Origin of the sequence: Pontibacillus litoralis JSM 072002 (genome assembly GCF_000775615.1) — a bacterium.
In the GTDB taxonomy this organism is placed as follows: Bacteria; Bacillota; Bacilli; order Bacillales; family BH030062; genus Pontibacillus; species Pontibacillus litoralis.
The window spans coordinates 415,488-431,221 of the sequence record NZ_AVPG01000001.1; the positions used below are offsets into that span (position 1 = coordinate 415,488).

Genomic DNA, 15,734 nt, shown 5'->3' on the forward strand with positions numbered 1-15,734 from the left:
ATATCGGCATGTGCATTACTTTGTTGAGTTTCTTTTAATATTTCGGTGTGGGAGGATCACATTTTGTTCTGTTACTTCTTCTTTGTTCATGAATTTCGTAAGCAAACGCATCGAAACAGCACCAATATCATACATTGGCTGCACAACTGTAGACAGTGTCGGGCGTACCATCGTGGCTAGTCTCGTATTATCAAAGCCGTATACTTCCACATCATTCGGAACATGTAAACCTTTATCTTGAGCACCATGGATAACGCCTAGAGCCATTTCATCTGACGCAACGAAAATACCATTCGGCTTTTCATCCATTTGCATGAAATGTTCAATTGCTTCGATCCCGCTGTCGTACGTATAATCGCCACTTACGATATACTTTTCCTCGGATTTGACACCATGATCACGAAGAGCTTTCAAATATCCTGTACGTTTTTGTTCAGAAATGCTCGTCTCAATTGGACCAGATACATATGCAACGTACTTATTCCCATTATCTAATAAGGATTTTGTAGCTTCATAAGCAGCTTTTTCATAGTCAATATTCACAGATGGAATCTCTTCCGTTTCATCCACCGTAGCTGCTAACACTACAGGTACAGGAGATTTCTTAAGCTCTTGAACGTGCTCCTCTGTCACAGTCCCTCCCATAAATACAAGCCCATCTACTTGCTTTCCTAACATTGCATTAATAAGATGTATTTCTTTATCTTTATTTTGATCGGAATTACTTAGGATGATATTATAGTTGTACATTGTTGCAACATCTTCAATACCACGAGCCAACTCGGCAAAAAAGATGCTTGAAATGTCAGGGATAATTACTCCAACTGTTGTTGTCTTTTTGCTAGCAAGACCTCTAGCAACCGCATTCGGACGATACCCTAGTCGTTCAATTGCTTCTAATACTTTTTTTCTAGTAGTCGGTTTTACATTCGGATTTCCGTTAACAACACGGGAAACCGTTGCCATTGATACACTTGCCTCACGAGCGACATCATATATTGTTACAGTCATTTCATTTCCTCCTGAAAAATATGTTTTTTATACGTTTTTATATTATATCTGTTTTTTAATGATACGATACTACACATGAAACCGCAATAATACCCTATCATTCCATTCCCTTATTCTCGTCTTCTCTACCACTTCATTTCAAAAACAGAAAAAACGCCAACGAATTGTTGACGTATAGTTATACACGTATGTCATTAAATATTGGTTCACTACTTAATATATGTTATTTTATTCAATTATGCAAACAGAATCTACTTTAACTCGTTAATAAAATGCTTGAACATGTCGATATCCATTTGCTGAGCAGAGTCCGATAACGCTACTGCTGGGTCTGGATGAACTTCGGCCATAACCCCATCTGCACCGATAGCTAGCGCTGCTTTGGCAGCAGGAAGTAATAAGTCACGACGGCCTGTAGAATGAGTAACATCGACCATGACCGGCAAGTGCGTTTCTTGTTTTAGAATTGGTACAGCCGAAATATCTAACGTGTTACGTGTTGCTTTTTCATAGGTGCGAATACCTCGTTCACATAATATAATATTTTCATTACCTTGTGAAATAATGTATTCTGCTGCATTAATAAATTCTGAAATCGTTGCAGACATACCACGCTTTAACAAGACAGGCTTATCAACTTGACCAGCAGCTTTCAACAATTCAAAGTTTTGCATATTTCGTGCACCTATTTGAATCACATCGATGTAATCTACAGCTGTCGGAATATCTGCTGGATTAACAATTTCACTAATAACAGCTAAATTGTATTCATCAGCAACTCGCTTTAATATTTTTAATCCTTCTAATCCAAGTCCTTGGAAATCATACGGGGACGTTCTTGGCTTAAAAGCTCCACCACGTAACAAATTCAATCCTTCGTCCTTTGCTGCTTTCGCTACTTGTGCGACTTGATCATAACTCTCTACGGCACAAGGTCCTACAATAAAGTGAGGATTTCCGTCACCGATTGATTCCCCATTAACAGTAACAACAGTATCTTCTGGTTTCTTTTTACGAGACACAAGTAGCGCTTTACGATGATCATCTTCTTGTAATTCTAAACTCGCTTTAAATATTTCCTTAAAAATATGTTGAACAGTAGACGTTTCAAAAGGACCGTCATTATTTTGGATAATCGAGTCCAACATAGACCGCTCACGAACAGGGTCAAAGCGATTCATTCCTTGTTGTTGCTTCACTCTACCAATATCTTGAACAAGCTTAGCCCTTTTGTTAATTAATGCTAATAATTCCAAATTCACTTGATCTAAATCATTTCTGAGCAAATCTAATTCTTCATTACTCAATGCACACGCCTCCAATATTGTTTATGAATCGATCAAAATATGATACGTTTTTAATAATTAGAAATAATTATAGCTAACATCAAATTAAATGTCATCCATATAATTTGAGAAAAAAGCTAATAAATCCATAGAATCCTCCAATAAATTAAATAACCCTTTAGAAGAAAGGAAAGAGGTATGTGAAAGAACGCATTTTCTCCTTAGACATTGGAACTAGAACGGTAGTTGGTACCATACTAGAAAAGAAAGCGGAAAAGTATCAAGTTATAGATTACTGTAGTGTAGAACATAACGAACGTTCCATGGTTGATGGACAGATTCATGACGTCGTATCCGTTGCTAAGATCATTCAATCCGTTAAAGAGCAATTAGAACGTAATCATGGTCCGTTACATAAAGTATGTGTTGCTGCGGCTGGTCGTGCTTTGAAAACAAAAAAAATCGAAGTCCAACATGACATTACGAAATACCCTTTACTAAACGAAGAGGATGTTACCCATTTAGAGTTAAGTGCAGTACAACAAGCTCAGTATGAATTAGCTACTGAAGAACAAGAAACAAATAGCACTCATTATTACTGTGTCGGTTACTCCGTTTTACACTTTACGTTAGATCATGAGGAAATCGTCTCTTTAATTGATCAACGAGGGGATACAGCTTCCGTCGAAATTATAGCTACCTTCCTTCCAAAAGTCGTTGTAGAATCATTACTTGCAGCATTAAAACGTGCAAGCCTTGAAATGGAAGCTCTCACTCTCGAGCCAATAGCTGCCATCAACGTACTTATTCCTCCTACGATGAGACGTCTCAACGTCGCGCTTGTCGATATTGGAGCAGGAACGAGCGATATTGCTATTACAGAGCATGGTACTGTGACAGCTTATGGAATGGTTCCTATTGCTGGAGATGAAATTACTGAAGCATTAAGTGACCAATATTTATTAGATTTTCCGTTAGCAGAGAAGGCGAAACGACAACTAACAGAAGAACATTCTATAACTGTAACAGACATATTAGGATTTGAAACCGAGGTAAGCTATGATGAAGCCATTACTTCCATAGAGGAGTCGATTGAAAAGCTAAGTTCAGCTATTAGAGATGAATTATTACGATTAAATGCTCGAGCTCCTAAAGCAGTGATGCTCGTTGGTGGTGGTAGTTTAACACCGAACTTAACGAAAAGCTTAGCTACAAAACTATCCTTACCTGAAAATAGAGTAGCCATCAGAGGAGTTGACGCTATTGCAGCTTTACAAGTATCTGATAACGTACCAATTGGACCAGAGTTTGTAACGCCTATTGGCATTGCAATTGCATCTCAACAAAGCCCTGTTCACTATATTAGTGTTCAAGTAAACGAACGTGTTATTCGGTTGTTTGATATGAAATCATTAACCGTTGGAGATTGCTTACTTGCCGCAGGAATTAAAATGAACAAACTATATGGAAGACCAGGTACAGCATATTTCATTCAAATGAATGGAAGCGAGATGACATTACCAGGTCAATTTGGAGATGCTCCGATCATTTTATGCAACGATAAACCATGCTCATTACAGGATTCCATTAAACAAGGGGACCAAATCACCGTTGAAAGAGGTACAGACGGTCTCGCTCCAACTGTAACAATCGAAGATCTTGTCGGTGATTTACCGGTAATTTCTGTTATTTGGAATGACACGTCTTATGAAGTAAAGCCTACAATTACTGTCAATGGCTCTATCGCTCAACCAAATTATGTTATACAAGATAACGATAAAATACAATGGAACACCCTTTCTACCATTGGTGACTTCTTTACTGCTATTGACGAACAAAGAATTGTCGAACAATGTACACCCGTAACCGTGTATGTTAATGAACAACAGTATGAGCTCCCCTACTCTTTGATAGAATTGAAACGAAATGGGATACTTGTAAAGATGGAAACTCCTATCTGTAACAATGATGTGCTTGAAACCTCATCACATCATGCTCTAACCGTTTCTTCCTTACTAAACACCTTACAAGAAACATTAACCTACAGCATTCCTGTTTCTTTTAATGGAGAAATGGTTACGTTATCTAAGCCAAAAGCAGAGTTAAGAAGAAATGGCGTGCTTTTAGAAGAGAATAGCATATTACATCATAGAGACTACCTAACGATGACGGAATTCCCAATGGAACCATTTATTTTCCAAGACATCTTTCGTTTTGTTGATGTCCATTTAGACAACACTTCAGGGCGAAGTTATCAACTGTTTAAAAACGGAAAAGAGGCCACTTTTTTAGAATCATTAGCGCCTGGGGATAAATTAGAGCTAAGATGGTCGACTAATCACGCCTTAATGCAATAACACACACATTAAAGCTAATCCTATATAAAAATAGGATTAGCTTTTTTGTTGCTCTGCATCTCGTAAAGATTGCACTGTAATAGAATAATGAGAGGCATTCCATCGTACGTCGCCATTTTCAAACAGTAACACTTGTGGTGATTCATGCTTTATATGAAACTGCTCTGCAATATAAGTAGAAAGTTCACGCGCTTGTTGTATAGGTAGCACATACATTTGCGTTTCCGTTTCTTTAGCGTACAACTCAAATGTACGTTTCGCTTCTGCACTAATCGGACATGTTAAACTATGCTTCAAAAGCAAAATAGAGGTGCTATCCTCTAATGCTTGGTGCAGGGCTTGCTTCTGATCTATTATTTGTATTTCCAACATACTCCCTCCTGTTTTTCAAAATTCGGCTCATTGAAAAAAGCTACAGGCATATTGTGTATGCCAGCAGCTCATTCAATCTATATTATACTTGTGTATTAGACGCTACTTCCTGCTGTCGGTGTAATTCCTCTGCTGCTTCCTCAATAGCTTCTGCAACCTCTTCTGCAACATCCTCTGCAACTTCTTCCCACTCTTCTTGCTTATACTTGATACCATCTACTGTGCTTTTTACTTTGTCACTTAATTGCTGAGACTTATCTGAAACATTTTTAGACCAATCAGCTGTCGTTTGTTTCGCTTTCTCACTAAACTCATTTCCTTTATCATATGCCATGTCTTTCCATTCCATAGCGCGGTCACGCACTTGTGTAGCACCTTCATTTAAATCGTCACGCATTTCTTTTCCAGATTTAGGTGCAAACAATAAAGCAACGGAAGCTCCTACGATTCCACCAATTAAAGAACCAATAAGAAAATCCTTACTGTTAATGTTCCCACTTTGATTGTTTTGCTCGTTATTTTGCTGCTGATTACTCATTATTATTCCTCCTTATTTAGAAGCAGATTTAGTATGTTGCCATTTTTTATATAAATCAATGGCAACTTGCCCCCACTTTAACGTTTGTGTAGTATATTCATCTTCTTGTTTAGCAGATTGATGCAAATTAGATGATACTTCATGAATGGATTGGTTAAAGTCATTCAATGTATCTCCAATTCCTTTTAACCCATCTACAAGAGAATTGAGTTTCTCGCTTTTTGTATGAACATCTTCTGTTAACGCATTAGTCTTCTGCAATAAAGAAGTTGTTTCTGTGTTAATACCTTCTATTTGCGTTTCTAAATTTGTTAACGTAGTACTCATATTTGCCATTGTTTGTTGCGTCGCTTTCAACGTTTTCACAATATAAATGACTAAAATGGAAAAGGAAATTGCAAATACAACAGCCGCAAGATATAGTAAGACAATCACTTCTAGTCATTCACTCCTTTGTATGTATCATTAGCGTTAATAGAAACTGTTTCTAACCTTTTCTATTACAGCTAAAAAACATAACGTCTTTGACTCTTACTTATTTAATTCGCCTTTCCTTCTCTAAAATCCTTCAATTATTTCTTTTTTTATGAACAAATGTTTTTAAAAAGCGCTTGATTTCTTTCAATATCAATAGAAATCAATCGCTTCTTATAGTTATTGCGTTATTCGTTTTTCATAAGCCTCCTGGAATTTCTGAATATCTCCAGCACCCATGAAAATAAGTACGCTATTATCATATTGCTTCAATACTTCCGTTTGGTCTATCGCCAATAAATGCGCGCCTTCCATTTTCCCTTGCAGATCCTCAATCGATAATTTTCCCGAATCTTCACGTGCTGACCCAAAAATATCACATAAATAGACAACATCCGCCTCTTGAAGACTGTCTGCAAACTCTTGTAAGAACGTGCGAGTACGCGTGTACGTATGAGGTTGAAATATAGCTACAATTTGTTTATCATGATACTTTTTCCTTGCTGATTCAATGGTCGCTTCAATTTCTCTCGGGTGATGAGCATAATCATCAATGATAATTTGGTCATAAACTTTCTTTTCTGTGAAACGGCGTTTAACTCCTTTAAATGTCGCGAGGTGCTTAATTTCTTCTGCTGAAATTTGTTCATATTGACAAAGAGCAATAACAGACAGAGCATTTAACACGCTGTGATTCCCATAAGTCGGAATTAGGAATTGATCATAATACGTATTTCGCACGAACACATCAAAGGTTGTTCCTTTCTCATCTTCTGTCACATTTTTAGCTTGGAAATCGTTCCCTTCGTTAAATCCATAATAAACTACAGGAACTTTCGCTTGAATTTGTTGCAAATATTCATCATCTCCACAAGCGATGATGCCTTTCTTCACCTTTGCAGCCATTTCCTGAAAGGCAAGTAATACATCGTCAATGCTCGTGAAATAATCCGGATGATCAAAATCAACGTTCGTCATAATTGCATAATCAGGTTTATATGCTAAAAAATGACGTCGATATTCACACGCTTCAAATACAAAATATTGACTATTTTCATGCCCTTTCCCAGTACCATCACCAATTAGATATGACGTCGGTCTAACCGCACTTAATACGTGAGATAATAAACCTGTTGTAGACGTTTTCCCGTGTGCTCCTGTTACTGCTACACTCGTACATTGTTGTAAATAATCCCCTAGAAAATCATGGTATCGATAAAAAGGGACACCAAGCTCTTTAGCAGCCTTGATTTCTACATGGTCATCCCCAAATGCATTTCCAGCAATAACCGTTATCCCTTCTTGAATATTATCTTTTGAAAAAGGTAGTATTGGTATATTTTTCGTCTCTAAATTCGCTTGTGTAAAAAAACGTTTCTCCACATCAGATCCTTGGACCTGTTCGCCTGCATCATAAAGAATTTGTGCCAATGCACTCATTCCCGTACCTTTGATACCAACAAAATGGTAAATTGTCATAATGTTAGAACCTCCACAATAAATACATCATTTCTATATAAAACATAGTATATGTATTTCTATTCAATTTGCTCAAAAAAGCACCCGTCTTTTCCTACCCGTACATTATAGCAAAACCTACAAGCATAGGAAATGAATTATCAAAAACTCAGCCACTAAGCCTAGGAATATCGATGAAATGTGAGCTAATATTACTACATAATACGCATAAAATTCTATTAGAAAAGGTTGACATCAATATGTCAACCTTTTTGTTAACAGTATTCCACTTTTTCCAAACGATGATTAGGGCGAAAACGACGACCTTCCTTCGCTTCAGGCTTACCGTTTAGTAATACGTTGTCTCCAGTAAAGGAAGTATTTATTTTTAACAAACTGCTTCCTACACCGTAAATATCAACCGGAACTCTAAGCTCCTCAAATTGTCTAATACGATCTTCTGTAAAGCCACCGCTCACAACAATTTTTACATGGTTATATCCTTCTGCATCTAGAGCTTTGCGAAGAGCAAAGATTAACTCAGGATTTACCCCTCTAGGGTCAAAAGTCCCCATTAAATGTTGGTTACGTAAGAAATATTTATCCACTAGTGTTCTAGAAGTATCCACACGAACACCTTTCAGTTCTTCTCCAAACTCACGTGCTACTTTTAAGGAATCGGTAATCACATCATTGTTATAGTCTACTAAAGCAATTAGCTCGTCGTCTGGATATTGCTGATAATAAGCTTTTGAAGCAGCTACAACATCACCTTGAAACATTTGGATAAGGGCATGTGGCATAGTTCCCATCCCCTCTTTCCCCCACCATTCATTCATCGCGTGGGTGGCTTGAGCGGTTGAACCAGCAATATACGCTGCATAACCATCCCCAGCTTGTTGCGTATAATGATCATCTCGATCACCCATAAAAATAACAGGCTTTTGTTTCCCGGATGTTCGCGCTGCCTTTACGACGTTATATACGTTCGTAGCAACAGATGTTCGGCGTGATAGAATACCGTCAATCATTCCTTCTAAAAAGCCAAAGTATTGATACGGCCCTGTTATTGTCAATACGGTTTCAAACGGACGAATTCGGTCACCATCCTTCAAGGAATGAATCTCTAATTGCTCAGGGTGTTCCGCAAAAGTATGAATAAGTGCGATTGCTTCATCAGACCCACATAAAACAGCCTCTCTCTTTTGGAAAAATTGCATCGTAACATAATTATCCGGAAGGCTTTTCTCCACTATTTCCTTCGTTTTTAAAAAGTAAACCGCAGAAAACCAACCTTCTTTAATGCGTTGGTCAAATTTAAACGTTCGATTCGTTAAACGTTTAATTTCACCTTTCATCTTCATTTCGATTTCTTTCATTTCTACGTTAACTCCTTATCGAGTCTACTTTTGTCCAAAATACGTTCCTTAATTACTAATAGTATATAATTCTAGGTAGTTCGACAAGCTATGTTTACAAATCTTTATGATTATTTTGTCTCATTTCCTCGAAACTAGCTGAATCAACATACACATCTCTTGGTTTACTACCTTTGGAAGGTGAGATAATTCCTTTCTCTTCCATGGTGTCAATTAATCGAGCAGCTCGATTATATCCTACTTTAAACCTTCTTTGAAGTAAAGAAGCGCTCGCTCCGTTTTGTTGAATAACAAATTCAACAGCTTCTTCAAATAAAGCATCTTCATGTTCTTCAACATTCATATGTTGAATCAGTTCTTCTTGCTCGAACTCATATTGTGGTGGAGCAAGCTTCCTTACATAGTTTGTAATACGTTCAATTTCTTCATCTGATACAAATGCACCTTGAAGCCTTTTCGTTTCAGCAGACCCATTTTCTAAGAAGAGCATGTCCCCTTTTCCTAGTAACTTTTCTGCTCCCCCTGTATCAATCATTGTTCTTGAATCGACTTGAGAAGAAACGCTAAAGGCAATCCTGGTCGGAATATTCGCTTTAATTAACCCTGTAATGACATCAACAGAAGGTCTCTGAGTAGCTAATAATAAATGAATACCACACGCTCTTGCTTTTTGGGCAATTCGACAAATAGCATCTTCAACATCTTGCGGGGATAGCATCATTAAGTCTGCTAACTCATCGATAACGATAACAAGATAAGGCATTTTCTCGTCTTCTCTTCCTTTAGCCTTCACCTTATCATTAAAACGAGCGATATCTCGTACACTTTCTTCTACAAATTTCTCATACCGTCTTTCCATTTCTTGCACAGCCCATTTCAAAGCAGACGTCGCTGCCTTTACATCTGTTATAACAGGGGCAACAAGGTGAGGCAATTCATTATAAGGCGCTAATTCTACCATCTTAGGATCAATTAACAAAAGCTTCACATCTTCATAATGAGATCGATACAATATGCTAAGTAAAATCGTGTTAATACATACGCTTTTACCTGAACCTGTTGCACCAGCAATTAAACCATGAGGCATTTTACGAATATCAGTTACAACTGGCTCTCCACTTAAATCTAAACCTAAACCTACTGACAACGGTGATTCCGCTTGTGTAAATGGCTGGCTTTCAATAATTTCTTGAAAAGCAACTGGTTGCGATTTTATATTTGGCACTTCAATTCCTATTGTGCTTTTACCAGGAATGGGTGCTTCCATTCGAATATCTTTAGCAGCCATATTCAATTTAATATCATCCGTTAAATTAGTAATTTTACTTACTTTGACACCTGGTTCTGGCTGCACTTCAAATCGCGTTACAGAAGGTCCTTTCATCACATGGACGACTTTCGCCTTCACATGAAAATGCTTTAACGTTGTATTTAACAATTCCGTCTGTTGCTCGATCCATTCCTCATCATTCTCATCCTTAATAGGTGGATCATTTAATAAGTGTTTCGGCAATGGCGTATACTTTTTCTCTATATGGTTCTCACTTGGCTTTGTATCTATAGTGGCTGCAACTTCCGCTTGAGATGTTTTTTCTTCTGTTTCTTTCTGATGATAGTGGCGTTTATCCCTTGGAGTCATAATGACATTAAACGGACGACTTCTTTTGGCTTTCGGTCGTTGCGGTGCTTGAACCGGTTGTTCTACGTTTTGTCGGTGATTGTTTATTTCACTACGCTCTGGTTCTTTTGATTGCATTTCTTCTTGCACGAGTTCTGTATTGTCGCTAATGGATTGTTGCAACGGTCGCACGCTCGTTTCAGACTCGTTAGACTCGTTGGAACGTTCGTTTGTTACTTCTTCTATATCGTCCTTTAACAGTTGAGGAGCAATGTCTTCGATAGGTTCATCAGCACTACGCTCTGGTTCTTCCTTTTGCGTTTTCTCTTCTCCCTGTAATTCTTCTTCCCTATTTACTTGATTAGAAGAAGAGGAATAGCGCGTATATGCTGGTGTATCCTCGACATCACTATTGACAAACAATCCTTCTCGTTTTCCAAATCCATAAATTGGCGAGGGCACATCAGTAGGAGTGAATGGGCCACCTTTTTTATATACATATTCTTCGTTGTTCCTAGTCTTTGTACTCTCATGTTGTTGATTAGTAGGAACATGTTTTACTCTAGCTTGTTTAGTTTCTTGATTTCTTGATTTATTATTCTTAGACGCTTCACTTGTATGATCCGGAATTACAGGAAAGCGAAATGATCTTTCTTTAGGGTATTCGTAATACATTTTCATCTGTATATCTTCGTTTGATTGATGTCGCTGTCTGTTAGAAGGCTTATCGGGCTCATGGTCATCCCACTGCTCTTCATCCTCAAACAATTGATTGATCCATTTTTTCATCCGATTCCACATCGGTACTCACTCTTTCCATATAATAATGATGTTAGCACTGTTTATTCTAACAGGTTTCCTAGACTGTGGGGAGAGTTTTTCCTTGTGCATGGTTCTCTCCCTTTTTCTATAAGCATTTCGTACTACCCATTAATAAATACGAAAAAATCACAATGACTTAGCATTGTGATTTTCTGCTTGATTATTGGTTAAATGGTGTTCCAATTTCATAGACGTCTTCTAACACAAGAATTCCTTTTTCCTGCGGAGCATCAGGAATACCTAATTCTTTTGCAGAGCAAATCATGCCATTAGAAGGTACACCTCGTAATTCAGATGCTTTAATTTCTAACCCACTTGGCATCACAGCTCCAACTTTTGCAACAACAACTTTTTGCCCTTGATCAACGTTAGGTGCGCCACATACAATTTGTAAATGTTCCTCGCCCACATCAACTTGACATACACTCAGCTTATCTGCATTTTCGTGTTGACGACGTTCCATCACGTAACCAACAACAAATTTAGGTGATAAATCCACATCTAACGTATCATCTAGGTCATTTTTCTCGAATACAGCCTCAATAGATTTTACTAGCTCTTCCGTTAATGCAATAGCTCCATTATCTACAAGGTCAAAGTATTCTGAAGCACGAAATATGTTATACCCTAACACATTGCCTTCTTGATCTGTAATTTTAACAACGTCGCCAAAGTTCTCTGTTTTGACATTATTTCTTTCTTCCCCTTGTGTTAAAGGAAGAATTAGTACATCTCCAATACCTTCACGATTATAAAATACTTGCATTTATCTCGACTTCCTTTCTTATCTACTCATTGCTTTGTTGAGGTTTATTTTTGGCTAGAATGAAAATTGGTTCAAGCTTTTTGTCATCATATATAAACGGTAGTGATGTAATAGGCACACGTCCATCTGCAAAGAACTTCATCGTCATTTGCGCCAATATATCGTACCCTTGTGGATTTTGGATATCTGCAAACACACACACATCCCCATGTGGTACAGCAACCGCTAACTCTCCAACACTCTTAGCCTTCATTTCTTCTAGCAATGCTTCATTCAAAACTCTCGATGCATCGTACCCATCATTCGTGGCGATAAAATAAAACGTATTTCCAGCAACAACATCTTGTTTATATTGTGTCGATAGCGACCGAGCGTTGAATCGAGCAATTTCACGTAAACGTTCATAATCTATGCCTTCTTTTTTTAACATTTGCTCGTCAATAAGGCGATACGATTTACCTAAGTCTAATGCGTAATAAATTCTCGTTTCCGCTGTATGATCATTATACACTAATGGAATGCCTTCATTCGAATCTGTTGGAAAAGATGTCGATCGAATAACAGGGAAAATATTCTTCTCTTGCCCTTCTAAAGTATGTGTCTCATTCATAATTCGTAAAGCTTCTTGAATATGATCTTGTAAATCATCTAATGCTTTATCCTGTTTTTGTTCATATTTCGCTATAATTCCCGGTAAAGAAATTTCAATCCCTTTCCCTGAGTGAATCCATTCTATACGAAATACATCTTTATCTCGGTTAAAAGAAGTACGCCATTTAGGGTGCTGCAATCGTTGTTCAAGTTTTTTTTTCATCTTGATGCTTGTCATTTTCATATATTATTCCTCCTTTATCCATAGCAGGAGACAATCATGCTATTCATTTTAGCACGTATTCGGTTGGACATAAAGCAAGAAAAGAACAAGAACCCTAGCACAGGTGCACTAGGATTCTTCACCGTTTTAAGAAGCAGACACGCTTTCTAGAAACGCTTCAATTTGTTGTTGTGATTTACGCTCCTTGCTAACAAGCCTGCCTAATTCTTTCCCATCTTCAGTTACAATAAAACTCGGAATACCAAAAACGCCTAAGTCAGCACATAAATCGATGAATTCGTCTCGATCAACATAAACAAATTGATAATGATCAAACTTCTCTTCCACCTCTGGTAAAAACGGTTCAATTACTCGACAATCTGGGCACCAATCTGCTGAGAATAGAAAGACCACTTTCCCTTTTTGCATCCATTGCTCATATTGTTCCATTGACTGTAATGTTTTCATTCCGAATCTCTCCTTCTAATAATCAATTTTTAGATCACCTAGTTGAATCCAACCTTTTTTACGGAACCATTCTGATAATATCAAAGTAATGAGTGCTGGACCAATGATGTGCAATAGTAAAATCGAAATAAGTACCTCTTGCGTAAATCCCATCGTTTGAATCGTCATGATTTGTCCGACAAAGCCACTCGTTCCCATTCCCGCTCCTGAATCATTATTTACCATCTCAGTACCCAACCATCCCATCGTCGCTATTGGAGCAAGTAATGCCCCTGCTATGGTTGGTGGAATAATTAAAATTGGTTTCTTCACTATGTTCGCAACTTGTAGCATCGAAGTACCAATCCCTTGAGCGAATAAGCCACCAATGCCATTTTCCCGATAACTCATCACTCCAAAACCTATCATTTGTGCTGCACATCCGACTGTAGCCGCTCCTGCAGCAACACCTTCTAAATCAATCATAATCGCAATCGCCACACTTGATATAGGAGCCGTTAACGCCCATCCCATTAATACCGCTACAAGGATTCCCATTACGAATGGCTGACGTTCTGTAGCCCAAATGACGACATCTCCAAAGCCAGTCATAAAAGCATGCACAGATGGACTGATTGTGAAACCTATCACAAAACCGACAACAATCGTGACAAAAGGAGTAATTAATATATCTAATTTCGTTTCTTTGCTTACAAGCTTCCCAATTTCAATGGAACATAAAGCCGCTATGTAACTCCCAGCAGGTCCTCCTCCTACAGATGCACTGAAAGCACCACTAAACAAGGCAGCGAAGACAACTAACGGTGGCGCGTTTAACCCATATGCTATTGCAACACCAATAGCACCACCCCAAATCTCCGGTTGCATCGCAAAACTCCCCATCTCTATGAGGGGCTCCCACTGTAATTCTTCCCCAACCGTTTTGATAATCAATCCGATAATTAACGAGGAAAATAGCCCAAGCGCCATATAACTTAAAGCCGTTATAAAATAAGACCTCCACGATAATGTAACGCCCTTCCTTGTTAAAAACGCTTTCACTTTTTGCACCATACCCTCTCCTTTGTGTGTGACCTTTATAAATTTCTTTTATGCTAACGTATTTGCAAGCGAAAAACAAACCAAAAAAGTGAAATATCACCACACAAAACAAGGATAATGACGCACAGTTTGCTTTAAACCGAGCGTCATTATCCTTATTCTTCTTCAGGATGCGTAACCGAAGATACGATATTCATCATATCTTGAGCATTACTTGCTAACGACTGCTTTGATGATTCTGTCGTCATTTTCGCTCCACCAATACCTACTTGTAATTCATAACGTTTATCCCCAATTTTCACTATACTCATGTACCCATAACGATCATCGTTTTCAAATTCTGTTATAGTTAATAAATTCTCCGCTTCTTTAGCCGTTTGGAAATATACATCACTTGTAGGCTTTTCTAAAGGGTTGTAGAATAACAAATACTGTTGATTTCCATCTTGCAAAATTAAATTGTTAGCTTCTTGTGATTCAATAGTCATAGAACTAGGTAAAAATAAGGAAACATTCTCGAGTTGTTTATTGGCTTCTGCCGGTTCATTATGGAATGCTTGTTCAGAAGCCTCCTTCGCTTTTTGAATTGCTCCTTCTTCTGATGTGAATACGCCCAATGAAGCCAATATACCTACAACGAACACAGCTAGCACACAAATACTAGCAATTATCCATTTCGGTTGTGCTTTTTTCACTATCACTCTCTCCTTGTTAACCTGTCTCTTTGTATAGTTTTATGTTTTTTCATTCATATCATACTACAAAATCCCTACTAGTCAAAGTTCATATGACAATTCCCTATTTATGCTAATCTAGCTTCGTGTGTTAAGATAATGGTATCTATATAAAATGTGCTATGGAGGAATGAAATGATGGAGTTAATGGTATATTTAGCAGGAGAAATTCATAATGATTGGCGTAGTGAAGTAATAGAAAAGGCAGAGCATAGAGCGCTTCCTTTAACATTTGTCTCGCCACAAACAAACCACGACCGTTCTGATGCTATCGGTGAAGTTATACTAGGTGAGCAACCAAATCCAATTTACCGAGATGATACCGCTTCAAGCATTAATAATTTACGTACGGAAGTTTGGATGAATAAAGCTGATATCGTGATTGCTTTCTTCGGCGAGCAGTATAAACAATGGAATACAGCTATGGATGCAGGTGCCGCTATTAGCAAAAATAAGCCAACCATTTTAATTCGTCCACAATCGCTGCATCATCCCCTTAAAGAACTATCGAACAAAGCAACCGTTACAGTTGAAACGATTGACCAAGCCATTGAAATTCTTGCCTATATGTACGAATAACATAAAAAACACTAAGT

At 37.8% G+C, this 15,734-nt stretch carries 15 protein-coding genes; 2 read left to right on the forward strand and 13 right to left on the reverse strand.

All coding sequences use genetic code 11. From position 1 onward, the window contains the following. Positions 1-15 precede the first annotated feature (15 nt). A complete protein-coding gene (gene ccpA / locus N784_RS02075; protein ID WP_036831535.1) occupies positions 16-1,011 on the reverse strand; it encodes a catabolite control protein A in 996 nt (331 codons plus the stop codon). 251 nt (positions 1,012-1,262) lie between these two features. After that, complete coding sequence (locus N784_RS02080; RefSeq protein WP_036831537.1) at positions 1,263-2,318, reverse strand: bifunctional 3-deoxy-7-phosphoheptulonate synthase/chorismate mutase; 1,056 nt, start codon at positions 2,316-2,318, stop codon at positions 1,263-1,265. Between the two features lie 179 nt (positions 2,319-2,497). Between N784_RS02080 and pilM the strand changes: the two genes are divergently transcribed. Then, on the forward strand, positions 2,498-4,654 hold the full coding sequence (pilM, locus tag N784_RS02085) for a cell division protein FtsA (RefSeq protein WP_036831539.1): 2,157 nt from the start codon (positions 2,498-2,500) through the stop codon (positions 4,652-4,654). Positions 4,655-4,690: 36 nt separating this feature from the next. Here pilM and ytxJ read toward each other — a convergent pair whose 3' ends face one another. From ytxJ to N784_RS02140, 11 genes are all read right to left on the reverse strand, one after another. Beyond that, entirely contained in the window at positions 4,691-5,023 is a 333-nt protein-coding gene (gene ytxJ / locus N784_RS02090; RefSeq protein ID WP_232305955.1) for a bacillithiol system redox-active protein YtxJ, read from the reverse strand. Between the two features lie 85 nt (positions 5,024-5,108). After that, positions 5,109-5,564, reverse strand: coding sequence for a YtxH domain-containing protein (locus tag N784_RS02095; protein ID WP_036831541.1), 456 nt, complete (start codon positions 5,562-5,564; stop codon positions 5,109-5,111). Between the two features lie 12 nt (positions 5,565-5,576). Next, entirely contained in the window at positions 5,577-5,999 is a 423-nt protein-coding gene (locus N784_RS02100; RefSeq protein WP_036831543.1) for a DUF948 domain-containing protein, read from the reverse strand. 219 nt (positions 6,000-6,218) lie between these two features. After that, positions 6,219-7,517: a UDP-N-acetylmuramate--L-alanine ligase gene (gene murC / locus N784_RS02105; RefSeq protein ID WP_036831545.1), complete on the reverse strand. Its 1,299-nt coding sequence runs from the start codon at positions 7,515-7,517 to the stop codon at positions 6,219-6,221. A gap of 254 nt (positions 7,518-7,771) precedes the next feature. After that, a complete protein-coding gene (locus tag N784_RS02110) occupies positions 7,772-8,875 on the reverse strand; it encodes a nicotinate phosphoribosyltransferase (RefSeq protein WP_036831547.1) in 1,104 nt (367 codons plus the stop codon). Between the two features lie 94 nt (positions 8,876-8,969). Continuing rightward, positions 8,970-11,282, reverse strand: coding sequence for a DNA translocase FtsK (locus N784_RS02115; protein ID WP_232305956.1), 2,313 nt, complete (start codon positions 11,280-11,282; stop codon positions 8,970-8,972). A gap of 193 nt (positions 11,283-11,475) precedes the next feature. Further along, on the reverse strand, positions 11,476-12,081 hold the full coding sequence (gene ytpR, locus N784_RS02120; protein ID WP_036831549.1) for a YtpR family tRNA-binding protein: 606 nt from the start codon (positions 12,079-12,081) through the stop codon (positions 11,476-11,478). A gap of 22 nt (positions 12,082-12,103) precedes the next feature. Next, positions 12,104-12,916, reverse strand: a complete 813-nt coding sequence (locus N784_RS02125; RefSeq protein WP_036831550.1) for a DUF1444 domain-containing protein — start codon at positions 12,914-12,916, stop codon at positions 12,104-12,106. 126 nt (positions 12,917-13,042) lie between these two features. Then, entirely contained in the window at positions 13,043-13,363 is a 321-nt protein-coding gene (locus tag N784_RS02130; protein WP_036831551.1) for a thioredoxin family protein, read from the reverse strand. A gap of 15 nt (positions 13,364-13,378) precedes the next feature. After that, the gene (locus N784_RS02135) at positions 13,379-14,404 is read right to left on the reverse strand and encodes a PTS transporter subunit IIC (RefSeq protein WP_036831737.1); all 1,026 of its coding nucleotides are present in this window, start codon (positions 14,402-14,404) and stop codon (positions 13,379-13,381) included. Between the two features lie 155 nt (positions 14,405-14,559). Next, the gene (locus N784_RS02140) at positions 14,560-15,099 is read right to left on the reverse strand and encodes a hypothetical protein (protein ID WP_052127086.1); all 540 of its coding nucleotides are present in this window, start codon (positions 15,097-15,099) and stop codon (positions 14,560-14,562) included. 177 nt (positions 15,100-15,276) lie between these two features. Between N784_RS02140 and N784_RS02145 the strand changes: the two genes are divergently transcribed. Then, positions 15,277-15,717, forward strand: coding sequence for a YtoQ family protein (locus N784_RS02145; RefSeq protein WP_036831552.1), 441 nt, complete (start codon positions 15,277-15,279; stop codon positions 15,715-15,717). Positions 15,718-15,734: the final 17 nt, after the last annotated feature.